Source organism: Croceibacterium xixiisoli (assembly GCF_009827305.1).
Taxonomy (GTDB): domain Bacteria; phylum Pseudomonadota; class Alphaproteobacteria; order Sphingomonadales; family Sphingomonadaceae; genus Croceibacterium_C; species Croceibacterium_C xixiisoli.
Genome location: NZ_WTYJ01000002.1, coordinates 741,832 through 764,153 on the forward strand (window position 1 = coordinate 741,832; position 22,322 = coordinate 764,153).

The window sequence follows — 22,322 nt, forward strand, 5'->3', positions numbered from 1 at the left end:
GGAAGCTCTGCCACTTGGCACGAGCGCTGCGCTGCAGCCACCGCCGTCAAACAGGCTTGGCTACTTGAAGAGCATGCCATGAACTACGAATACTGGTCCTCGGTTGCCGAGGTTCAGTGTATTCCGTTGATAGGCGGTTGACTTTGTTATGCCGGGATGTCGCCAGCGCGCCACTGGCGAAGTTGATCAATTCTGGCGTAAGCATCGTGTATAGCTTGAGCGCGCTCCAATTCCGCCTCGTGAAGCAACGACGACATGTTTTTCACATGAGCTGCCGTACCCTGCATATTGATGGTGGCAGAGTTATTATTTGTTACCCCGTAATCGATATCGACACCGACAACACAATTTGCTCCCACCGCTAGTGCCTTTGAAACCAAAATCGATCGCGCATTGGCTTCTCCCTGATTTACTTTTGCGCTCATGCCTGACTGAGTGTTCACGCAGCCGAGGAAATCGGAAAAGCCTTGGCTGAATTCGTTGAACAGCCCGGTTCCTACGGTGACGTTAGCCGTAATCATGGTCTTGTAGCGAATCTCGACATTCGCTGGCAGCCACGAGATGGTGAACATCGGAAAATCGGTGATGTGCTCGCGAACAAAGCTGACCCTGTCGGCGATAAGCTCATCAATGCGATTATGAGCCTCTGAAATCGGCAAGTCCCCGCATTGTCCGCAAAGATCCGAATAGTCCGCAGAATTTATGAAATTTGCGAACCGAACCCACAATTCGTCTCTACGTAGATTGGCCAATTTGAACGCGGAGCCGGTTGTGATCGTCGCGCCGCAGTTACCGCAATTTTCCGGCATTGCCTTTCCCCTGTGGCTGGAGTGGAATCGCTCATTAAAGCCAGCGATGCTGTAAGCGCTGAACGGGCGGCAGCGAAACGACGAACCTACTCCAAATTTCAGCAGGGTATAAGAAGTACCCGCTATGCAGGAGCCCATATGGGATGGGAGCGCAATTAGAAGCTAATCTTGCGGCTTCACGGCCGACGACTAATTGCCTTACCTAGCAAAAGATATGCCATCACGGGATGTAATCCCATTGGAGTGCTTGATCTTTTTAGGAGTAGTTGGCTCCCCGAGTAGGATTCGAACCTACGGCCATTCGATTAACAGTCGAATGCTCTACCGCTGAGCTATCGGGGAGCAGCCCTTGCGGGCAGGAGTGCGCCTATATGGGGCACCGAATGGTTTGGCAAGGCCCTCAACGCACTTAATATGCAAATTGTTCGGCCACGATGCGATCGTCCAGCGCATGGCCCTGATCGAACAGCAGGGTCATCTCCATTTCGCGTGCAATCCGCAGGTGAACCTCCGCCACGTCACGGATTTCGCGCATGTCGGCCACTGCGGCGACCGGGCGCTTGTCGGGCTCCAGCACGCGGAATGTCACCCGGCTCCGATCGGGCAACACGGCGCCTTTCCACCGCCGCGGGCGGAACGGGCTGATCGGGGTGAGGGCCAGCATCTGCGAATCCAGCGGCAGAATCGGGCCATTGGCAGAATAGTTGTAAGCGGTGGAACCCACCGGGGTGGACAGCAGCACGCCATCTGCCGCCAACTGCGCAATGCGCACTTTCTCGTTCACGCTGATCTCGATCTTTGCTGTCTGCCGGTTTTCGCGCAGCAGGGACACTTCGTTGATTGCATAGAGATGCTCGGTATCGCCCGATTGCGTCACCGCCTCCATCAACAGCGGCGACACGGCGATCAGCCGCGCTTCGGCCAGGCGGCGGTGCAGGTCGAAATGGCGGGTGAAGCGGTTCATCAGAAAGCCGACCGTGCCCAGGTTCAGGCCATAGACGGGGATCACCCGTTTCGCGTCCAGCATCTGGTGCAGCGTATCCAGCATCTGCCCATCGCCGCCCAGCACGACCGCCGCATCGGCTTCATGCAGCGGCACCCAGTCGGCGGCTCGCTGCAGCTTTTCCGCCGCTTCACGGGCGCGATCGGTGGGCGACACCACCAGGGCCAGTCGCCCGAAATTGTTCACGTCCATCTGCTTCCTGTCCCCGTCCGGTACGCAGCCTATGTAGCAGGGCCCGGATTTGCAACTTGCGTTGCAAAGATCGGGAATTCGCGCCAATTCCTGTCGCTCAATCCCAGCGGAAGGACGCGTAGCAATGGCCGAGGATCGCGATCGGTTGACAGGACTGATCGACGCGGATGCGGCCGTGGCACAGATTGCCCAATGGCAACATGCAGCGGAAGGGCGGGGCGAAGCCGCCCCTGTCCATGCCATGCTGCTGGGGCTCAAACGCTTTGCCGCCGTGAACCTGGCCTTTGGCGCTGATGCCGGGGATCGCGCTCTGGTGGAGGTGGCCGAACGGCTCGTGCATTTCGCCGACAGCGAATTCGACAATGCCTGGCTGGTGGCGCGCGTAGGCGGGGGCAGTTTCCTGCTGGTCGCCAATGAAGCCTGCAGCCGCGAACGTTGGCAATGGCTGGCTGAGGAACTGGCCCAGGTCATCGGCGCGCCCATCCTCGATCCGGGCGGCGACACCGTCCGCCCCTGGCCTCGCATGGCCCTGCTTCGCGCCGGACTGGATGAACCGCCCGAACGCATGCTGCTGCGCTTGGGGGAGGCTCTGGAAAGGGCGCAGCATCACACTGATCGACGCATCGAATGGGTTGATGGCGATGTCACCGTGTCCGGTCGGCCGGCCCAGCAACTGGAAGCCGATCTGCTCGCCGCGCTCAACCGCAACGAGATCGAAATCCTGTTCCAGCCGCAATTCGCCAGCGATGACGGGCGGATCGTCGGGGCCGAGGCGCTGGCCCGCTGGCAGCATCCGGAACTCGGTCGCATCGGCGCGGACACGCTGTTCTCGATTGCCGAGCGGGCCGATCATGTCGGACAATTGTCGCGCCATATCGCCCGCGCAGCCCTGCGCGCGGCGGCCAGCTGGCCCGAACCGCTGCGCCTGTCGCTCAATGTTACCCCGGTCGATCTCTCGCTTGGCAATTTTGCCGAAAGCATTGCCGAACTTGTGGAGCAGGCGGGTTTCTCACCGTCTCGCCTGACATTGGAGATTACGGAAAAGGCGCTGGTGGCCGAATTGGACCGGTCCGCCGGACGGTTGCAGAAACTGGTCGATGTGGGCGTGCGCGTGGCGCTGGATGATTTCGGCGCCGGCTTCTGCAACTTCCGCTATCTCAAGCTGTTGCCGCTGCATTACCTGAAACTGGACCGCAGCATGGTCGAAGGGATTACGGAGGATGCCCGCGATCTTGCTGTCCTGCGCGGCATCGTCGCCATGGCTCACGCCCTGGACCTGGCGGTCATCGCCGAAGGGGTCGAAAACGAAACGGTGCGCGATGTGATCCAGCGCGAAGGCTGCGACAGCTGGCAGGGTTTTCTCGGCGCGACACCGTTGACCGACGGCGAATTCCGCGCGTTGTTTGCGGCCTCCGGGAAGGGCGGGGCTACTTCCCAGCCTTCCCCTCCTTCTCTGCCCGGCGAACAATCCCGTTCAAACCCTTCGTCAACTGAAACAGCCCGTTGAGACGGCTCTGTGGGTCGCCCCAGACCCGGTTGATCACCAGCTTGTTGTCTGGCCGCAACTTGGCCGTGCCCTGCAGCCGTTCGACATAGGCGATCAGGCCGGCGGGGTCGGGGAAGCTGTCATTGTGGAATGTGACCAGCGTGCCGCGCGCGCCCACATCCATCTTGGCAATATGCGCGCCGATGGCCTGGTGCTTGATCTCTATCAGCTTGATCAGATTGGCGGTGGCCGCCGGAAGCGCACCGAACCGGTCGATCATCTCGGCCGCCAGCGATTCGATTTCCGCCTTGCCGCGCGCGTCGTTCAACCGGCGATAGAGCGCCATGCGCACGGTCAGATCGGGCACGTAATCCTCGGGGATCATGATCGGCGCATCGACGGTGATCTGCGGGCTCAGGCCTTCGCGTTCGCGCTCCAGGCCGAAATCGCCGGCCTTCACCGCCAGGATCGCATCCTCCAGCATCGCCTGATACAGTTCGAAGCCGACCTCCTTGATGTGGCCGCTTTGTTCGTCGCCCAGCAGATTGCCGGCCCCGCGAATATCCAGATCATGGCTGGCCAGCTGGAACCCGGCGCCCAGGCTGTCGAGATCGCCCAGCACCTTCAGCCGCTTTTCCGCGACCTCTGACAATTGCGTGTTCGGCGGCGTGGTCAGATAGGCATAGGCACGCAGCTTCGACCGGCCGACCCGGCCGCGCAGCTGATAGAGTTGCGCCAGTCCGAACCGATCGGCGCGGTGGATGATGATGGTGTTGGCGCTGGGGATGTCGAGCCCGCTTTCCACGATGGTCGTGGCCAGCAGCACCTCATATTTCTTCTCGTAGAAGGCGCTCATCCGCTCTTCGACTTCGCCCGCGCTCATCTGCCCATGGGCGGTCACGAATTTCACTTCGGGCACATGTTCGTGCAGCCAGTCGGCCACCTGATCCATGTCGGAAATGCGCGGCACCACGATGAAGCTCTGCCCGCCGCGATGATGCTCACGCAGCAGCGCTTCGCGCATCACCATGTCGTCCCATTCCATCACATAGGTGCGCACCGCCAGCCGGTCGACCGGCGGGGTCTGGATGGTCGAAAGCTCCCGCAGCCCGCTCATCGCCATCTGCAGCGTGCGCGGAATCGGCGTCGCCGTCAGCGTCAGCACATGCACGTCGGCGCGCAGCTGTTTCAGCCGTTCCTTGTGATTGACCCCGAACCGCTGCTCCTCATCCACGATGACGAGGCCCAGATCACGGAATTTGGTGGTCTTGGACAGGATGGCGTGGGTGCCGACCACGATATCCATCTTGCCTTCGGCCAGTCCGTCGCGGGTTTCCTTGGCCTCCTTCGTACCGACCAGCCGGGACAGGCGCCCGACTTCGAGCGGGAAACCGTTGAAGCGTTCGGAAAAGCCCTGGAAATGCTGCCGCGCCAGCAGGGTGGTGGGGGCCACCACGGCAACCTGTTTTCCGCTCATCGCGGCCACGAAGGCAGCGCGCAGCGCGACCTCGGTCTTGCCGAAGCCGACATCGCCGCAGACAAGCCGGTCCATCGGGCTGCCTTCGGCCAGATCCTTCAGCACATCGGCAATCGCATTGTCCTGGTCTTCGGTTTCCTGCCACGGGAAGCGCTCGACGAACTGGTTCCAGCTCGATTCCTCCGGCTCCATCACCGGCGCCTTGCGCAGCGCCCGCGCGGCGGCCGTGCGCATGAGCTCATTGGCGATTTCGCGGATGCGCTCGCGCAGCTTGGCTCGACGGCGCTGCCAGGCTTCGCCGCCCAGTCTGTCGAGCGAGGCACCTTCATCCGAAGAGCCATAGCGGGTCAGAACATCGATATTCTCGACCGGAATGTAGAGCTTGTCGCCCCCGGCATAGGCCAGCATCACGCAGTCATGCTGGCTCTTGCCCACGGTGACCGGTTCCAGCCCCAGATATTTGCCGATGCCATGATCGACATGAACCACCAGATCGCCGCTGTTGAGCGCGGACAGTTCCGCCAGGAATGCGTCGGCATCCTTCTTGCGCTTGCGCCGGCGGACCAGCCGGTCACCCAGCAGATCCTGCTCGGTGATCAGTTCCAGCTCGTCATTGGCGAAACCGGTATCGAGCGGCAGCACCATCGCCACCGGGGCGCCGCGCGCGGCCTTGCCCAGCGCGTCTTGCCAGCTGGTGGCGGTTTTGATTTCTGTGCCAGCCTCGCCGATGATCGAGCTGATCCGGCTGCGCGACCCTTCGGAATAGGCGGCGAACAGCGGGCGCTTGCCGGCCTTGCCCAGCGTTTTCAGATGGGCGGCCGCTGCCTCATACACATTGGCGCCCTGCGATCGTTCAGGGGTGAAGTCGCGCGCCGACCGGAACCCGAAATCGACCACGCCCGGGCCTTCGGGCTCCGCGAAGATCACCGAACGATGCATTCGGTGCTTCGCCAGCGCCGCGGCATATTCATCCTTGCCCAGATAGAGCGCCTCGGGCGGCAAGGGGCGATAGCTGCCGGCGGCCTGGCCCGATGTTTCGGTCCTTTGGCGGAAATAATCGCCGATATCGCCCAGCCGCTCCTCCGCCGCGCCCACCGCGCCTGAATCCATCACCACCACATCATCGGCGGCCAGATGATCGAACAGGGTAACCAGCCGTTCCTCGAACAGCGGCAACCAATGCTCCATTCCCGCCAGCCGGCGCCCATCGCTCACCGCCTGATACAGCGGATCCTGCGTGGCATTGGCGCCGAACATTTCGCGGTAATGCGTGCGGAACCGCTTGATGCTCTCATCATCGACCAGCGCCTCGCTTGCCGGCAGCAACAGATGATTGTCGATGCGATCGGTGGTGCGCTGGGTGCCCGGATCGAACAGCCGCAGCGATTCCAGCTCATCGTCGAAGAAGTCGAGCCGCAGCCCCTGTTCCAGACCGGACGGAAAGATGTCGAAGATCGATCCGCGCACGGCGAACTCACCGCTGTCGATCACCGTGTCGGTGCGGGTATAGCCCTGCTTCTGCAGCAGTGCGGCCAGGCTTTCATGACCGATCCGCGTGCCGACCTTCAGCTCCCGCACATTTTCCCGAATGCGAAACGGCGTCTGCACCCGCTGCAGCACGGCATTGACCGTGGTGACCAGCAGCTGACTGCCCTGCTTGCCCGCCTGCAGCTGATGCAAAGCGGCCAGCCTACGGGCGCTGACCGACAGGGCAGGGCTGGCACGGTCATAGGGCAGGCAGTCCCACGCCGGGAATTCGATCACCTGCAATTCCGGGGCGAACCATTGCGCCGCATCGGCAATCGCGCGCATCGCCTGCTCATCGGGCGCGATGAAAACCGCCCGGCCGGTCGCAGCACGCGCCAGATCGGCCATGACCAGCGGCTGCGCCCCGCGCGGCACCGATGCCAGGGTCAGCGGCTGGGTCGATTTCAGAATACGGGAAAGATCAGGCATGCGCTCGGCTTCTGCTGGTAAAATGGCGGCCACGCGCAAATACCCGCCTGCGTACTTGTGGGGGGACGCGGTCGGGCGGGTTCGCAGCCTTGATCGGCAGGCCTAGGTAAATGCGCGGCCTTCCGCAAACTATATGGTGACGAAGTCCAGCCGTTGCAGGTCCTGCATCAGCGGCCCGCGAAATTCTTCCGGCACCGGCTGCACGCCCATGGCCCAGGCCATGATGTCGACGTCTTCCTCTTCGATCAGCGCCTCAAACCAGGCGAGCTCAGCCTCGCCCCAGCCGGCATGGCGCGTGTCGAAGAAACACCCGATCATGTAATCCGCCTCCCGCGTACCACGATGCCAGGCGCGGAACTTGGCGCGGGCGAAACGGGCGGGCAGGGGGCTGTTGTCGGTCATCCATGCCCCTTAGGCGCAGATTGCCTGCGCGTCACGATGGCTGTTGCGGATCTTCTTCCACCTGTTCCCACGGCGTCAGCGGAATTCCGAATTCCCGCTCGATCTCGTTGGCCCGGCGGAACATCGCGGTGGGGTCGATATCCGGCGCGTTGAATATCCGATTCAGATGTTGCTCGGCGGGTTCATTGCCACGCCCTGCCGCAATGATCATCCAGGCCCCGGCCTCGACGATATTCACCGGCACCCCTTCGCCCAGTGCGTGCATCACGCCGATTTCATTGAACGCGTGGACATTGCCAAGCTTGGCGGCCCTGCGGAAATTGCCCATCGCTGCAGTGAAATCCACCGCAGTCCCGCGTCCACCCGCCTGCATCACCGCCAGGCTGACGATCGCGTCGGTATATCCCTGGTCCGCGGCCTTCTTGAACAGGGCGACGGCATCTCCCGGTGTTGCCGAACGATCGACGCCGGTGTCGATCAGCACGCCCAGCCGCCATTGTGCATGCGGCTCGCCCAGGCTGGCGGCGCGGCGATACAGCGCCACGGCCTTGGCCATGTCCTTGCTCACATGGCGCCCCTGCTCATAGAACCAGGCAAGATAGTCGACAGCTTCCGGATCGTTCCTGTTGGCAGCTTCTTCCACCAGGTTGAACGCCTGTGCTTCCTTGCCGGCGTCCATCAATTGGCGGGCTTCCACCGCAACCCCGGCCGGAACAGTGGCCAGAAACAGCGCTGCCACAGATGCCGCTAGAAAACCCATGCTTACTCTCCCCTGTTCGCATGAAGTGGCCAAGCTATCACGGAAAAGCCCGATCGTAAGCGTGACATTTGCGATTGGCACAAATGGTGGAGGGAATGGATCGCGCGGCTGTTCACACTGGCGGGCAGGGCCTGATCTGCCCTAGAGCACCGGCATGCGTCCCGATCTTCTCAATCCGCTGTTTGCCGAAACGGAAAGCCTGGATGGCGTCGGGCCCAAGCTGAAGAAGCCGCTGGAAAAGCTTGGCCTCACCCGCATTCGCGATCTGGCCTATCATCTGCCGGATCGCTTCGTGCAGCGCCGCTCCATAGCCGATCTCGATGATGCGAGCGTGGGCGAACAGGTGGTCGTGCCGCTGACCGTGATCGAACATCGCAGCGGCGGTTCCACCCGCGCCCCCTATCGCGTGATGGCGCAGGATGCGAAGGGCAATGTCATCGCGCTCACCTATTTCGGGCGCGCGTCCTACACCGGGCGCAAGCTGTTGCCGGTGGGTGAAAAGCGCTGGGTCGCGGGCAAGATCGACCAATATGGCCAGATGCTGCAGATCGTGCATCCCGATCAGGTGGAAGAAGACAGCAGCGCCGCCATGGGCCGTCTGCTCGAACCGGTCTATCCGCTGGCGGAGGGGCTGACGCAGCCACGGGTTGCCGGGCTGACGCATCAGGCGATCCAGCGCTGCCCCGATCTGCCCGAATGGATCGAGCCGGGCGTGCTCGCCAAACATGGCTGGCCAGCCTGGCGCGATGCCGTGCAGCGCGGCCATGCCGGGCCGGACGGTACCGCGCGCGATCGGCTGGCTTACGATGAATTGCTCGCCAATGCGCTGGCGCTGATGTTGGTCAAGGCGGACAATCGCCAGCGGCGCGGGCAGTCTCTGCAGGGGGACGGGCGTTTGCGCTCAAAGCTGCAATTGCCATTCCCGCTCACCGGTGCCCAGCGCCGCTCGATTGCCGAAATAGAAGGCGACATGGCGCAGCAGGCGCCGATGCTGCGGCTGTTGCAGGGTGATGTCGGCGCGGGCAAGACCGTCGTCGCTCTTGAGGCGATGTTGCTGGCGGTGGAGGCTGGGGCCCAGGCCGCCATGCTCGCCCCGACCGAAATCCTCGCCCGCCAGCATTTCGAAACCCTGTCCCGCCTCGCAGCACCCACCGGCGTGCGTATCGCCCTGCTGACCGGCCGCGACAAGGGCAGGGCGCGGGAAAGCACGCTGATGAGCCTGCTTGACGGCAGCATCGACATCCTGATCGGCACCCACGCGATTTTTCAGGACGCGGTCAGCTATCGCAATCTCGGGCTGGTGGTGATCGATGAACAGCATCGCTTCGGCGTCTCGCAACGCCTGCTCCTGACGCAGAAGGGCCGCCGCACCCCCCACACGCTGGCGATGACCGCCACCCCGATTCCGCGCACCCTGACGCTCGCCCAATATGGCGAGATGGATGTCAGCAAGCTCGATGAACTGCCCCCCGGGCGGCAGGCGATCGACACGCGGGTAATTTCGCAGGATCGGCTGGCCGACGTCATCGACGGGCTGGCCCGCCACGTGGAAAGCGGGGCGCAGGCCTATTGGGTTTGCCCGATGGTCCACGAAAGCGAAAATGAGGACCTGGCCGCTGCCGAGGCGCGTTTCGGCGTACTCCAGGCGCGGTTTGGCGGGGTTGTGGCGCTGGTCCACGGGCAGTTGAAGCCGGATGAGAAGGACGCCGCGATGGCCCGCTTCGCCGCCGGGGAGGCGCGGCTGCTGGTGGCCACGACCGTCATCGAAGTGGGTGTGGATGTGCCCAATGCCACGCTGATGGTGATCGAGGGTGCTGAGCGTTTCGGCCTCGCCCAGCTGCACCAGCTGCGTGGCCGGGTCGGGCGCGGATCGCAAAAATCCGTGTGTTTACTGTTGCGTGGGGAGATGCTGGGCGAAGTCGGGCGGCAGCGTCTGGCCCTGATGCGCGAAACCCAGGACGGCTTCCGCCTGGCAGAGGAAGACCTGCAATTGCGCGGCGGCGGGGAATTGCTCGGCACGCGCCAGTCTGGCGAAACCCCGTTCCGCATCGCCGATCTGGAACAGATTCAGCGCCTGCTGCCCATGGCCCATGACGACGCCCGCCTGCTGGTCGAACGCGACGGCGGCCTGGCTTCCCCACGCGGAGAAGCGGCCCGCGTACTGCTTTATCTGTTTGAGCGGGACTGGGGCGTGCAGCTGCTCAGGGGCGGCTAAGCCCTTATTCGGAAAAGGATTTTGCCATCAGATCACGCAGCCAGATGGAGGCTGGATCGCGGGCCGTCCGGGCATGCCAAAGCAGCTGATATTTCAGTGCCCCGATCTCCTTCGGGGCCTGTCGGATCGCCAGATCATAGGTCGCGGCGAAGGATCGGGCGGCCCGGGATGGCAGCGTCATGATGGCATCTGCCGAACCGACAATGCCGGGCGCTATGCCGAAATAGGGGATGCTCGCCACCACGCGCCGGCGCGCGCCAGCTACGCCCAGACGCGCGTCAACACGGTCGAAGTCGTGTTCACCCACGGTGAAGGACACATGCGGCCAGTCGAGAAATTCTTCGATTCCCAGCTGCCCAGGCGTCTGCGCCAGCGGGTGATCGTGCCGGAACAGACAGGAAAAATCCTCCATGAACAGGAACTGCTCATGGGCCAGGCTGGGATCGGAATCGAGCCCGGACACCAGCAGATCCACTTCACCCGAAGCCAGCTCGTCACCCATGCTGCCCTTCAAGGGCACGATCTCGATCGCGGCACGTGGGGCTAGTGTCATGAATTCCGGCAGCATCGGCGCGACCACCGCCATCACCCCGAAATCGGTCGAGGCCACGCGGAAACGGCGTTCAAGCGTGGCCGGCTCGAATGTCGGCGGGTCGAGCAGCGTCATGGTCGATGCCAGCCACAGCTGCACCGGTTCCACCAGATCTTCCGCCCTTCGGGTCAGCGTCATGCCATTGCCGGTCCGCACCAGCAGCGGATCGTCCAGCAGTGAGCGCAGCCGGGCCAGCGCGCGACTGACCGCCGGCTGGCTGGTCCGCAATTGGGCAGCCGTGCGCGTCACGCTCCGCGTGCGGAGCAGTTGGGCCAGAATAATCAGCAGATTTGGGTCGAAACGGGCGAGAATTGGGGTGACTCCTATAATGCGAGTCACTCGCATAATTTATCAGGACAGGCAATGCCGGCTCAGTTGGCTTCATACTGGCATTTGCCGGATCAGCGCCCATATGGCCCGCGAGTTTTACGTCAATCGACACGCGAGGATGACCGATGAACAGATATCTGCAGCACTATATCGGCGGTGAATGGGTGGACAGCACCGGCACCGAAACCAAGCAGGTAATCAATCCCGCCACCGAGCAGCCGGTCAGCGAAGTGGCGCTCGGCAGTGCGGCGGATGTGGACAGGGCGGTGGCTGCGGCCAAGGCCGCGTTTCCTGTGTTTTCGCAGAGCACCAAGGAAGAACGGCTTGCGCTGCTCGGCCGCATCCAGGCCGAATATGCCAAGCGCATCCCCGATATCGCGAAAGCCATCAGCGAAGAAATGGGTTGCCCCATTTCCATGGCCAGCACCGCGCAGTCCGGTTCGGGCATGGGCCATATCGGTTCCACCATCAATGCGCTGACCAATTTCGAATTCATCGAACCAACCGGCGACAACAAGGTGCTGTATGAAGCTGCCGGCATCGTCGCTCTGATCACCCCGTGGAACTGGCCGATGAATCAGATCGTGGCGAAGGTTGCCCCGGCCATCGCCGCCGGCAATGCGGTGATCCTGAAGCCGTCGGAACAAACCCCGGGATCGGCCCATATCTTCGCCGAAATCCTTGATGCCGCCGGTGTGCCTGCTGGCGTGTTCAATCTGGTGCAGGGCGATGGGCCCGGCGTCGGTACTGCGCTGGCGCAGCATCCCGATATCGACATGATCAGCTTCACCGGTTCCACCCGCGCCGGCGTTCAGGTGGCCAAGAATGCCGCCGATACGGTCAAGCGCGTGCATCAGGAACTGGGCGGCAAGAGCCCGTTCATCGTGCTGCCCGGCGCGCCGCTGGACAAGGCGCTGCCCGGCGGCGCCGGCGGCATCCTGCTCAACAGCGGCCAGAGCTGCGTCGCGCCGACCCGCTTTCTGGTTCACAAGGACCAGTATGACGAGGCGATCGATCACCTGGCGGCGATTTTCGGGGGCAAGACGGTCGATGATCCGGCCAAGGAAGGCGATCATATCGGACCGGTTGTCAACAAGGGCCAGTTCGACAAGATCCAGGATCTGATCGCCAAGGGCATCGAAGAAGGGGCCAAGGTTGCCGTGGGCGGCGTCGGTCGTCCGGCAGGCAAGGATCAGGGCTATTATGTGCAGCCGACCGTGCTGCGCGATGTCACCAATGACATGACCGTCGCCCGGGAAGAAATCTTCGGGCCGGTGCTGGTCGTCATTCCCTATGACGATGTCGATCAGGCAGTCGAGATCGCCAATGACACACCCTATGGTCTGGGCGCCTACATCGTCGGTGATCCGGCTGCAGCCGGCCCGGTTGCACGCAAGATCCGCGCGGGTTCGGTGTTCGTCAACGCCGGCGGGCTGGACTTCAACAGCCCGTTCGGCGGCTACAAGCAGTCGGGCAATGGCCGTGAATTCGGCAAGTTCGGGCTGGAAGAATTCATGGAAAAGAAGGCTCTGATCGGCGCCTTCTCGGTCTGATTGGCCAACTGCTACAGGAACAGGGGCTCCGCCAGCGGGGCCCCTTTTTCAATGCCCGCCTGGATCAGGCAGCAAGCAGGACGCGGTCCCGGCCGGTGTTCTTGGCGCTGTAGAGCGCTTCGTCGGCGCGCACGATCAGGCGCGTGCGGTCCTCTGCATGCGCAAGCTGGGCAATCCCGGTGCTGAGCGTGACCTTCAGCGTCGCACCATGCGACAGCACGATCGGCAGGGCTGCGACCGCTTCCCTCACCCGCTCGCAAGCGAGCACCGCGCTGCGGGAATCGCAATCGGGCATGGCGATGATGAATTCTTCGCCGCCCAGCCGGCCCACCAGATCCTGCTTGCGCATCATGGTCAGGGCCATGGCGGATATGGTCCGGATCACCTCATCCCCGGCTGGGTGGCCGTGGGTGTCGTTGACCTGCTTGAAGCGGTCGATGTCCAGAATGGCTATCGATAGCGGGCGGGAATGCCGGTGTGATGCGGCGATCATCCGATCTATGCCGCTCAGCACCTCGCGCCGGTTGGCCAGCCCGGTCAGTTCATCGGTTGTCGCCATCCGGCGCAGCTCTTCACGGGTTTCGGCCTCGCTCCGCAGCGCCCGACGCAGGGCCAGCGATGAAATGAAACCCCCCGCGATCAGGATCAGACTTACCGCAGTCAGCAGATCGACCAGCCGTTCGGAATTGCGCGTTGCGACCGCACTGCGCTCTGCCCGGGCGGCCAGTTGCTGGCGTTCGACGCGTTCAAATTCGTCCAGTTCTGTCAGGATGGTGTCGATCGACCGGCGGGAAATTCCGGTGCCCAGTTCCGCCATCACCTCTTCATGTCGCCCCCTGCGGGTCAGGGAGATCAGTTTTTCCATGCTGGCGATCTGGCCATCCAGCTGCCCACGAATATTGGACAGGGCACCCGATTGCTGCTGCCCTTCGATCAGCGGCGCCAGTTCGGAAACGACGCGATAGACCTCTGTTCGCGCGCGCCGATAGGGCACCAGATAGCTGCTGTCCTGAGTCAGCAGAAAAGTACGCTCATAGCGGGTGGTGAGCAATGTGGCCGTTTTCAGCCTGCTCGTGAGATCCAGCACATGATGCGTGCGCAGTTCCCATTCATTCGATTCGCGCCGTTCCCGCGATGCCTGGTGATTGAGCAAGGCAGACGCACCAACCAGCAGCGCCATCACCAGCGTGGCCGCCAGGGCATAGGTGCCCTTGCGCGCCTTGGGGTAGAATATACGATTCCAGGCAGATGTCAGAGTTGGAAACGGGCGAGCCATTGGCCACACAAACCACACCTAACGTATCAATCGGGTTAATTCCTAAGCGGTTGCCTGGCCGCTTCCGTGCCCGTACAGCGCAGTTTCTCGATATTTCAGGCAGGCGCTTCCTTGATCCTATCCCCTTTTGAACGGACGATTGCGCGGCGTTACATGCTGCCCGGTCGTGGCGAAGCGGTCATCGCGCTGGTCGCGTCGATCAGCATCGGCGTCGTCATGCTGTCGGTTGCCATGCTGGTCGTGGTGATGAGCGTCATGAACGGCTTTCGCGCCGAATTGCTCGACAAGATTGTCGGGCTGAACGGCCACGCCATCATCCAGGGTTACGGCGGCCGGATCGAAAACTGGGAAGGCGTGCTGCAGGATGTGCGCAAGACCGATGGTGTCGTGAAGGCTTCCCCGCTGATCGAACAGCCGTTGATGGTCACTTTCAACGGCCGGGCGGATGCCGTGCTGGTGCGAGGCAGCACCCCGCAGGACATCGGAGAGCTGTCCGCCAGCGTTGTGACCGGTGACATGTCGACGCTGAAAGTGGGTGAAAACAACGTCGCCATCGGGTCGCGCCTGGCCACCAATCTGGGCGCGCGGATCGGCGATGTCATCACCCTGATCAATCCGCAGGGGCGCGCCACACCCTTCGGCACCGTGCCGCGCCAGGTCGCCTATACGGTCACGGCCATTTTCGAAGTCGGCGTCTATGATTTCGACAAGGCTTTCGTCGTCATGCCGATCCCCAATGCGCAGACACTGCTGCTGATCGGAGATTCAATCCAGATGATCGAGGTGACGACGACCGACGCCGACAAGGTCGGAGAAATTCTGGCACCGATCGAACAGAAGCTGCAAGGTCAGGCTCTGTTGACCGATTGGAAGGCCAACAACCGCCAATTGTTCGAAGCCCTGCAGGTGGAAAGGGTCGCCATGTTCTTCGCCCTGTCCATCATCGTGCTGGTGGCGGCGTTCAACATTCTGTCTTCGCTGGTGATGCTGGTCCGGTCCAAGACGCGCGATATCGCGATCCTGCGAACCATGGGCGCAACGCGCCAAAGCCTGCTGAAAATCTTCGTGACCACGGGTTCTGCGATCGGCGCGATCGGCACATTTGCCGGATTGGCGCTGGGCTTTTCCATTCTGTTGTTCCGTCAGCCGATCGTGCGCGGAATAGAAATCATCACCGGGCAAAATCTGTGGGATCCGCAAATCCGATTCCTGACCGAACTTCCTGCCCGCACCGATCCGTTCGAAGTGCTGGCAATCTGTGTGATGGCGATGGGGCTCAGCTTCCTGGCCACGCTTTACCCGGCCTATCGCGCGGCCGGAACCGATCCGGTAGAGGTGCTGCGTTATGAATGATGTGGTGCGACTTTCCGGTCTGACCCGGAGTTTCGAACAGGGTGGAGTGCGGATCGACGTGCTGCGCGGGGTCGATCTGACGATCCGGCCAGGGGAAATCGTCGCTCTGCTTGGCCCGTCCGGATCGGGCAAGTCGACCTTGCTGCAGGCCGTGGGGCTGCTGGAAGGTGGCTTTGGCGGGCAGATCGTGATCGCCGGCAAGGACGCCAGCAATATCGACGCCGCGCAACGCACGACGATGCGGCGCGAACATCTGGGCTTCGTCTACCAGTTTCATCATCTGCTGCCCGATTTTTCCGCGCTGGAAAATGTCGTGTTGCCACAACTCGTGCGCGGAACTGACCGCAGCGAGTGCGACAAGCGGGCGCGCGAACTGCTCGTGGCGCTGGGGCTTGAACACCGGCTCGACCATCGCCCCAGCCAGCTATCCGGCGGTGAACAGCAGCGCGTGGCGGTTGCGCGCGCGCTGGCCAATCGTCCGGAACTGGTTCTTGCGGATGAGCCGACTGGAAATCTAGACGAAGCCACAGCCGACAGAGTGCTGGCCCAGTTCCTCGAACTGGTGCGCGGGCAGGGCAGCGCGGCGCTGGTGGCAACCCACAACGAACGGCTGGCCATGCGGATGGACCGCTTTGTCCGTCTGCATGATGGGGTACTGGAAGAAGGATCGGTTGGGGGATTTCCCCCGATGTGATCCCGGCATGACTTGATCCTGGCGGGTTGCGATAGCAAATTCGGCTCATGCCTTTTGCTCCCTTCGTTCCGCTCCGTGTACTGTCCAGCTACTCGATGCTCGAAGGGGCTATCGACCCCAAGAATATCGCCAAGCTGGCGAAGGATCGGGAATTTCCGGCGATCGCCATCTGCGATCGCAATGGCCTTTACGGCAGCGCTGCCTTCGCCGGGGCGTGCAAGGGCGCTGGCATTCAGCCGATCATCGGCATGCTGCTGGGCCTTTCAGTGGAACCCGATGGCCCGGTCGATCACCTGCCGCTGTTTGCCCAGGATGAAGATGGATGGAACAATCTGTGCCATCTGGTCAGCCGCGCTCATCTGGATCGCCCGCTTGAACTGGTCCCGCATGTCCAGCTGGCGGATCTGGCTGGGCATACCGCCGGCCTGATTGCCCTGACCGGCGCCGGCGATGGTGCTGTTTGCCGCCTGCTTGCCAATGGGCGCGATGATCGTGCGCGCGAACTGACTCAGGAATTGTCTGATCTGTTTCCGGAACGGCTGTATATCGAGGTGGCCCGGCGTGGAAATCCGGTCGAGACCGCCTCTGAAGATCGGTTGATCGATCTGGCCTATGCGCTGGATCTGCCGCTGGTCGCCACCAATCCGGCCAATTTTGCCGAACCGCATATGCATGCCGCGCATGACGCCATGCTCTGCATCGCCAATTCCACGCAAATCGACAGCGCCGACCGTCCGCGATCGAGCAAGGAAGCCTTCGTTAAATCGGCGGCGATGATGGAGGAGCTGTTTGCCGATCTGCCCGAAGCGACCGCAAACACGCTGGTGATCGCACAACGTTGCGCCTTCGCGCCGCCCAAACGCAAGCCGATCCTGCCCAGCCTTGCCGGCGATATCGAAGGGGAGGCCCGGCTGCTGGCCGAAGATGCCCGGCGCGGGCTGGAGGCGCGCCTGGCGCCCTATGGAGAGATGTCGCCGGACGAGCGCAAGGTTTACGATGACCGGCTCGAATTCGAGATCGGCATCATCATCCGCATGGGTTTTCCCGGCTACTTCCTGATCGTGGCCGACTTCATCAAATGGGCGAAGTCTCAGGGCATTCCGGTCGGGCCAGGCCGTGGCTCGGGTGCCGGGTCGCTGGTTGCCTGGGTCCTGACCATCACCGACCTCGACCCGATCCGGCTGGGCCTGCTGTTCGAACGCTTTCTCAATCCCGAACGCGTTTCCATGCCCGACTTTGACATCGACTTCTGCGAAACGCGGCGCGGCGAAGTGATCCGCTATGTGCAGCGCAAATATGGCCATGATCATGTGGCGCAAATCATCACCTTCGGTAAGCTGAAGGCGCGCGCCGTGCTGCGCGATACCGGGCGTATCCTGCAGATGAGCTATGGCCATGTCGATCGCCTGTGCAAGATGGTGCCCAACCATCCGACCGATCCCTGGACCCTGCCGCGCGCGCTGAACGGCGCGACTGATTTCCGGCGCGAATATGAGAACGACAATGAGGTGAAGCGCCTCATCGATCTGGCGATGCAGCTGGAAGGTTTCCCGCGCAACAGCTCCACCCACGCAGCCGGTGTGGTGATCGGGGACCGGCCGCTGAGCCAGCTGGTACCGCTCTATCGTGATCCGCGCTCAGACATGCCGGTCACCCAGTTCGACATGAAGTTCGTCGAAGATGCCGGCCTGGTCAAATTCGACTTTCTCGGCCTCAAGACCCTTTCCGTGCTGCGCAAGGCCGTGGATCTGCTCGCCCGGCGCGGCATCACCATTGATCTCGACACCTTGGCCTGGGATGACCCGCAGGTCTTCGAACTGCTCAAGCGCGGCGACACGGTGGGCGTATTCCAGCTGGAATCGGAAGGGATGCGGCGCACGCTGGCGGCGGTCAAGCCGACCAATTTCGGCGACATCATCGCGCTGGTTTCGCTCTATCGCCCGGGCCCGATGGATAACATCCCGCTGTTCGGCAAACGCAAGAACGGCGAAGCCTCGATCGAGTACCCGCATGCCAAGCTGGAAGGCATCCTGGCCGAAACCTACGGCATCTTCGTCTATCAGGAACAGGTGATGCAGGCCGCGCAGATCCTGGCCGGCTATTCGCTGGGGGACGCGGATCTGCTGCGTCGCGCGATGGGTAAAAAAATCCAGGCGGAGATGGATGCCCAGCGGTTGCGCTTCGTTCAGGGCTGCAAGGAAGTCAGCAATATCGAGAAGGCGCAGGCGAACGAACTGTTCGATTTGATCGACAAATTCGCCGGCTATGGTTTCAACAAGAGCCACGCGGCCGCCTATGCGCTGCTGTCGTATCAGACGGCCTGGCTAAAAACGCATTATCCCGAAGAATTCTACGCAGCATCGATGTGCTTCGACATGCATCAGTCGGAAAAGCTGGCGGTGTTCGTGGATGATTTGCGGCGCAATGGCCTGATCCTGCTGGGTCCGGATATGAACGCCAGCGAGGCAGAATTCACGGTTGAGCGAGTCGAGGATGGGCTGGCTGTCCGCTATGCACTCGCCGGCATTCGCAACGTTGGCGAAAAGGCGATGGATGCGATCGTCGCCGAGCGTGAGGCAAACGGGCTGTTCGAGGGGCTGCAGGATCTGTTCCAACGCATGCCCGCTGGGGCGATGAACCGGCGCCAGCTGGAAGGTCTGGTGGCTGCTGGCGCGTTTGACAGCATGGACGCGAACCGTGCGCGGCTGCTGGCCAGTGCGGACATGCTGCTGGGGATCGCGGACGCGGCTACGCGCGAACGCCAGAGCGGCCAGGCCGGCCTGTTCGGCGGGGAAGACCACGCCCAGCCGGATTTGCGCCTTACGGAAGCGCCGCAATGGAACCGCAACGAACAGATGGCGGCGGAACGCGATTGCTTCGGTTTCTATTTTGCCGCCCATCCAGTCGAACAGTTTCGACTGATCGCATCGGCCAATGGTGCGCGCAGCTATGCCAGCCTGATGGAAAGCGCGGTCACTGGCGGGCGGCAGCAGGCGGTGATGGCCGCCATGGTGGAAAATGTCAGCAAGGGGCGCACGCGCAAGGGCGCTGAATTCGTACGGGCCGATTTTTCCGATTCATCCGGCCAGTTTTCTGCCGCCTGTTTCGAAGAGAGTCTGGTGCCTTCTTTCATGCGCTGGGCCCAGGACGGCACCTGCATCCTGCTGAATGTGGAGCTGGATTCCCCGAGCCCGGAAGAGCCACCGCGCGTGACGATCCGGGGCGGGCGACCGCTGGCTGAAGTGACCAATGCTGCACGTATGCTGCTGATGCTCGATATTTCGACCGAGGCCGCGCTGCAGGAACTGCAGATGGCGCTGCAGCCCGGCGATCCGGGCAAGGGGGAAGTGGTGATCCGTCTGCGCCTTGATGACGGCAAGCTGCCGGTTTTGCGGATCGGGCGCGATTATGCGCTGGATGGTGACCTGGCGGAACGGCTGGCTACGATTGAGGGCATTCATGATGTCTCTCTGCGGCCTCAGCGCGGCGCGAGCCAGCTGCGTCTGGTTGCCTGACCGCTTTTCCGGTTCCCGGTTCTGATTGAGGCTACCGCCGCTTGGCGGTTGGCTGATCTGTGCGCGTGCTTCGCTGCGGGCGGGAATCTGACGATCCAATTACATGACAGGCAAGCCGATCGATAAACCAAAGAAAAAGGGCCGGGAGATTGCTCTCCCGGCCCCAATTCTGTGCCTTACGGCGGAAAACCTTAGCGACCCGAACCCGGACCGTAGGTGATTTCCACGCGGCGGTTCTGCAGTTCGCGAACACCGTCGGCGGTCGGAACGCGCGGGTTGGCTTCACCGAATGCTTCGCTGGAAATGCGAGCAGCCGGGATACCCTTGCCGGTCAGGTACGTCTGAACGCTGGCGTTACGACGTGCGGCCAGGCCCAGGTTGTACTGCGGCGAACCCGAACGGTCGGTGTAGCCTGCGAGCATGATCGGAGCCGAACCACAGTTGTTGTAGGCCGTGATTGCGCTGTCGAGAATGGTCGCTGCTTCCGGCGTGATGTTCGACTTATCCCAATCGAAGAACACGATGTACGGACCCTTGTTGCACACCGGTGCCGGCGGGGGCGGCGGGGGCGGGGGGGGCGGCGGCGGCGGCGGGGGGGGCGGCGGAGCCGGGGGAGCAGGCGGCGGCGGCGGCGGAGCCGAACCACCCAGGTTGAAGATCAGCGATGCCAGCACCGAGTGGGTGGTGAGATCGGTGGTCACGGCGGTGTTGCCAGCTGCGACCAGATCGTGATCGGTCATGTTGAAGTAACGATACTTCACGCCCAGGTCGACGCTTTCGCCCAAGGGAACGCGCAGAGCCGCGATACCCTGCCAGGCGAAGCTGCCGCCGCGGTCGTCGACCAGGTTGTAGCCGCCCGAGCCAACGCCGAACTTGTGGTTTGCCAGTGCGTAACCGGCGCCACCACCGAAGGACAGGCCAACGCCGTCGTTGCCGCCGATATCGACCAGCGCATTGACCATGGCGCTCCACACTTCGGCCTGACCGTGCACATCATAGGTGCCGGCGGAGCCGGGGATGAAGCTGTTGGTCGGGACGTAGATGCGCTTGCCGCCGACGCGCTTGTAGCCGCCTTCGGCTTCGAGACGGAACATCCCGAAGTCATAACCGATGATGGCATCGGCTTCCCAGCTGCGCTTGCCCGAAGCTTCCACTTCAAGGCTAGTGCCGTTAACCGAGTAGTCCCGGTTTTCCGGGAAGTTAACGCCGCCTTCGATGCCGATATACATCTGATCGTCGCGAGCGACCGCCGGGCTGGCGATAACCGCGCTGGCAGTCGCCAGGCCGAAAATCAATTTTCTCATGTTGCTCCCTTTCATGTCGGGTCGCCTGTAGGGGCTTATTCAAGCCTCATCCGCGCCGGAACCCGGCGCTTAGACGTTTGAAGTTAGGATAGGTTCCGCAAAAAGGAACAAGACCAGCAGATTTTCAGGCCGTTCGCAGTCACGTCGCTATCCTCTCCCAAGGCCGGGTCTGTTTAGCGGCTTGGCATGACAAGACAACTGCATAGCTGAACGAATGCACGGATCACCGCTAGGTGAGACATTATGGTCGCAGGTGTGTTGCAGAAATATCGTTAAAATAGCGGCAGTTGGCCGGTTACATCCGGCCGTCGAAAGGCTGTGCAATCGAGTTCCACCCGCTGCTTTGTCAGGCCTGAGCGGCGGCAGGCCAGGCGAAAACGGGCACGGAACAGATCGGCCCAAATTCCCTGTGGCTTCATGCGGTTGTAAAATCTCGGGTCGTTATCCCGGCCGCCCCGCATCTCGCGCACGATGCCCATCACCTTGGTGGCGCGATCCGGAAAATGCAGGGAAAGCCATTCGCGAAACAGCGGCGCCACCTCATGCGGCAGTCGCAAGGGTATCCAGCCGGCCGATCGAATGCCCTGGGCAGCAGCGCTGGTTATGATGCCTTCCATATATTCATCGGTGATCGCAGGAATGACCGGGGCCAGTGAACAATGGGCCGGAATGCCGGCCGCTGCCAGTTTTCCCAATGCAGCCAATCTTTTGGCGGGCGCCGTTGCCCGCGGTTCAAGCAGGCGGGACACATGGTTGTCGAGACTGGTGACCGAAATCATCACGCTGGTCAGATTGTGACGCGCCAGTTCCGTCAGCAGATCCAGATCGCGCAGCACGCGATCCGATTTGGTGGTAATGGTGACAGGATGCCGCGTTTCGAGGCACAGTTCCAGCAGCGCTCGGGTGATACGATATCGTCCTTCGATCGGCTGATAGGGGTCTGTGTTGGTGCCCATGGCAATCGGCCGGGGCAAATAGCGCGGCTGCGCCAGCGTCGCCCGCAACAGTTCGGCTGCGTCGGGCTTGGCGAACAGCCGGGTTTCGAAATCGAGCCCGGGTGACAGATCGTGATAGGCATGTGTCGGCCGGGCAAAGCAATAGATGCAGCCATGCTCGCATCCGGCATAGGCATTGATCGACCGGTCGAAGGGAATGTCCGGGGATTTGTTGAACGACAGGATCGTTCGCGGATGAAGTTCGATGACGCTGGTCGGGCAGGCACGAGCCGGGCCGTCTATTTGTTCGCGATCATCCAGCCAGTCACCATCCGCTTCGCTTTGCGGGATGTTGAACCGGCTGCTTTCCCGATTGCTTGGTGCGCCTCTGCCCTTGGTCGGTTCCATGTCTGGAACATATCACGAACAAAGCGGCTGCGCCATGGCTGTTGCAGAGGGCGCAGGCCTGG

15 protein-coding genes and 1 tRNA gene are annotated in these 22,322 nt (G+C 62.3%); 6 read left to right on the forward strand and 10 right to left on the reverse strand.

All coding sequences use genetic code 11. The features are described 5' to 3' along the window. Positions 1-146 precede the first annotated feature (146 nt). From GRI97_RS12555 to GRI97_RS12565, 3 genes are all read right to left on the reverse strand, one after another. Entirely contained in the window at positions 147-947 is an 801-nt protein-coding gene (locus tag GRI97_RS12555) for a heavy metal-binding domain-containing protein (protein WP_161391508.1), read from the reverse strand. Between the two features lie 129 nt (positions 948-1,076). Then, a tRNA-Asn gene (locus GRI97_RS12560) sits at positions 1,077-1,151 on the reverse strand. 67 nt (positions 1,152-1,218) lie between these two features. Continuing rightward, positions 1,219-2,004, reverse strand: a complete 786-nt coding sequence (locus GRI97_RS12565) for an NAD kinase (RefSeq protein WP_161391509.1) — start codon at positions 2,002-2,004, stop codon at positions 1,219-1,221. A gap of 124 nt (positions 2,005-2,128) precedes the next feature. On the opposite strand from GRI97_RS12565, the gene GRI97_RS12570 reads away from it, so the two are divergent. Next, on the forward strand, positions 2,129-3,511 hold the full coding sequence (locus tag GRI97_RS12570; protein ID WP_161391510.1) for a bifunctional diguanylate cyclase/phosphodiesterase: 1,383 nt from the start codon (positions 2,129-2,131) through the stop codon (positions 3,509-3,511). Here the strand turns inward: GRI97_RS12570 and mfd are convergent. The 3 genes from mfd to GRI97_RS12585 form a co-directional block, all read right to left on the reverse strand. Next, the gene (gene mfd / locus GRI97_RS12575; protein WP_161391511.1) at positions 3,432-6,923 is read right to left on the reverse strand and encodes a transcription-repair coupling factor; all 3,492 of its coding nucleotides are present in this window, start codon (positions 6,921-6,923) and stop codon (positions 3,432-3,434) included. The two genes, GRI97_RS12570 and mfd, sit on opposite strands and share 80 nt — an antisense overlap. 129 nt (positions 6,924-7,052) lie before the next feature. Beyond that, on the reverse strand, positions 7,053-7,325 hold the full coding sequence (locus GRI97_RS12580; RefSeq protein ID WP_161391512.1) for an FAD assembly factor SdhE: 273 nt from the start codon (positions 7,323-7,325) through the stop codon (positions 7,053-7,055). 31 nt (positions 7,326-7,356) lie between these two features. Then, positions 7,357-8,085: a tetratricopeptide repeat protein gene (locus tag GRI97_RS12585; protein WP_161391513.1), complete on the reverse strand. Its 729-nt coding sequence runs from the start codon at positions 8,083-8,085 to the stop codon at positions 7,357-7,359. Positions 8,086-8,239: 154 nt separating this feature from the next. Here GRI97_RS12585 and recG point away from each other — a divergent pair, with 154 nt between their 5' ends. Further along, positions 8,240-10,300 (forward strand): ATP-dependent DNA helicase RecG, encoded by a 2,061-nt coding sequence (recG, locus tag GRI97_RS12590; protein ID WP_161391514.1) that lies wholly within the window; start codon positions 8,240-8,242, stop codon positions 10,298-10,300. Positions 10,301-10,304: 4 nt separating this feature from the next. On the opposite strand, the gene GRI97_RS12595 is transcribed toward recG, so the two are convergent. After that, entirely contained in the window at positions 10,305-11,231 is a 927-nt protein-coding gene (locus GRI97_RS12595) for a LysR family transcriptional regulator (RefSeq protein WP_328598548.1), read from the reverse strand. A 116-nt stretch (positions 11,232-11,347) separates the two neighbouring features. Here GRI97_RS12595 and GRI97_RS12600 point away from each other — a divergent pair, with 116 nt between their 5' ends. Then, positions 11,348-12,775, forward strand: a complete 1,428-nt coding sequence (locus tag GRI97_RS12600) for an aldehyde dehydrogenase family protein (protein WP_161391516.1) — start codon at positions 11,348-11,350, stop codon at positions 12,773-12,775. Between the two features lie 64 nt (positions 12,776-12,839). Here the strand turns inward: GRI97_RS12600 and GRI97_RS12605 are convergent, their stop codons facing one another. Continuing rightward, entirely contained in the window at positions 12,840-14,051 is a 1,212-nt protein-coding gene (locus GRI97_RS12605; protein WP_161391517.1) for a sensor domain-containing diguanylate cyclase, read from the reverse strand. Between the two features lie 111 nt (positions 14,052-14,162). Between GRI97_RS12605 and GRI97_RS12610 the strand changes: the two genes are divergently transcribed. From GRI97_RS12610 to dnaE, 3 genes are read left to right on the forward strand one after another with little or no spacing between them, the layout of a single operon-like run. Then, positions 14,163-15,404 (forward strand): lipoprotein-releasing ABC transporter permease subunit, encoded by a 1,242-nt coding sequence (locus GRI97_RS12610; RefSeq protein WP_161391518.1) that lies wholly within the window; start codon positions 14,163-14,165, stop codon positions 15,402-15,404. After that, a complete protein-coding gene (locus tag GRI97_RS12615; RefSeq protein ID WP_161391519.1) occupies positions 15,397-16,098 on the forward strand; it encodes an ABC transporter ATP-binding protein in 702 nt (233 codons plus the stop codon). The genes GRI97_RS12610 and GRI97_RS12615 overlap by 8 nt, the downstream gene beginning before the upstream one ends. A 47-nt stretch (positions 16,099-16,145) precedes the next feature. Beyond that, positions 16,146-19,613 (forward strand): DNA polymerase III subunit alpha, encoded by a 3,468-nt coding sequence (gene dnaE / locus GRI97_RS12620; RefSeq protein ID WP_161391520.1) that lies wholly within the window; start codon positions 16,146-16,148, stop codon positions 19,611-19,613. Between the two features lie 191 nt (positions 19,614-19,804). Here the strand turns inward: dnaE and GRI97_RS12625 are convergent, their stop codons facing one another. Continuing rightward, on the reverse strand, positions 19,805-20,917 hold the full coding sequence (locus GRI97_RS12625) for an OmpA family protein (RefSeq protein WP_161391521.1): 1,113 nt from the start codon (positions 20,915-20,917) through the stop codon (positions 19,805-19,807). 272 nt (positions 20,918-21,189) lie between these two features. Further along, positions 21,190-22,260 carry a PA0069 family radical SAM protein gene (locus tag GRI97_RS12630; RefSeq protein ID WP_161391522.1) on the reverse strand — a complete coding sequence of 357 codons (1,071 nt, stop codon included), beginning with the start codon at positions 22,258-22,260 and terminating at the stop codon, positions 21,190-21,192. Between the last annotated feature and the right edge of the window lie 62 nt (positions 22,261-22,322).

Excerpts from the sequence above, each read along its gene's own strand:
- GRI97_RS12555 (WP_161391508.1), bottom strand. The coding sequence starts at position 947 with ATGGGCTCCTGCATAGCGGGTACTTCTTATACCCTGCTGAAATTTGGA.
- GRI97_RS12565 (WP_161391509.1), bottom strand. The coding sequence starts at position 2,004 with ATGGACGTGAACAATTTCGGGCGACTGGCCCTGGTGGTGTCGCCCACC.
- GRI97_RS12570 (WP_161391510.1), top strand. The coding sequence starts at position 2,129 with ATGGCCGAGGATCGCGATCGGTTGACAGGACTGATCGACGCGGATGCG.
- mfd (WP_161391511.1), bottom strand. The coding sequence starts at position 6,923 with ATGCCTGATCTTTCCCGTATTCTGAAATCGACCCAGCCGCTGACCCTG.
- GRI97_RS12580 (WP_161391512.1), bottom strand. The coding sequence starts at position 7,325 with ATGACCGACAACAGCCCCCTGCCCGCCCGTTTCGCCCGCGCCAAGTTC.
- GRI97_RS12585 (WP_161391513.1), bottom strand. The coding sequence starts at position 8,085 with ATGGGTTTTCTAGCGGCATCTGTGGCAGCGCTGTTTCTGGCCACTGTT.
- recG (WP_161391514.1), top strand. The coding sequence starts at position 8,240 with ATGCGTCCCGATCTTCTCAATCCGCTGTTTGCCGAAACGGAAAGCCTG.
- GRI97_RS12600 (WP_161391516.1), top strand. The coding sequence starts at position 11,348 with ATGAACAGATATCTGCAGCACTATATCGGCGGTGAATGGGTGGACAGC.
- GRI97_RS12605 (WP_161391517.1), bottom strand. The coding sequence starts at position 14,051 with ATGGCTCGCCCGTTTCCAACTCTGACATCTGCCTGGAATCGTATATTC.
- GRI97_RS12615 (WP_161391519.1), top strand. The coding sequence starts at position 15,397 with ATGAATGATGTGGTGCGACTTTCCGGTCTGACCCGGAGTTTCGAACAG.
- dnaE (WP_161391520.1), top strand. The coding sequence starts at position 16,146 with ATGCCTTTTGCTCCCTTCGTTCCGCTCCGTGTACTGTCCAGCTACTCG.
- GRI97_RS12625 (WP_161391521.1), bottom strand. The coding sequence starts at position 20,917 with ATGAGAAAATTGATTTTCGGCCTGGCGACTGCCAGCGCGGTTATCGCC.
- GRI97_RS12630 (WP_161391522.1), bottom strand. The coding sequence starts at position 22,260 with ATGGAACCGACCAAGGGCAGAGGCGCACCAAGCAATCGGGAAAGCAGC.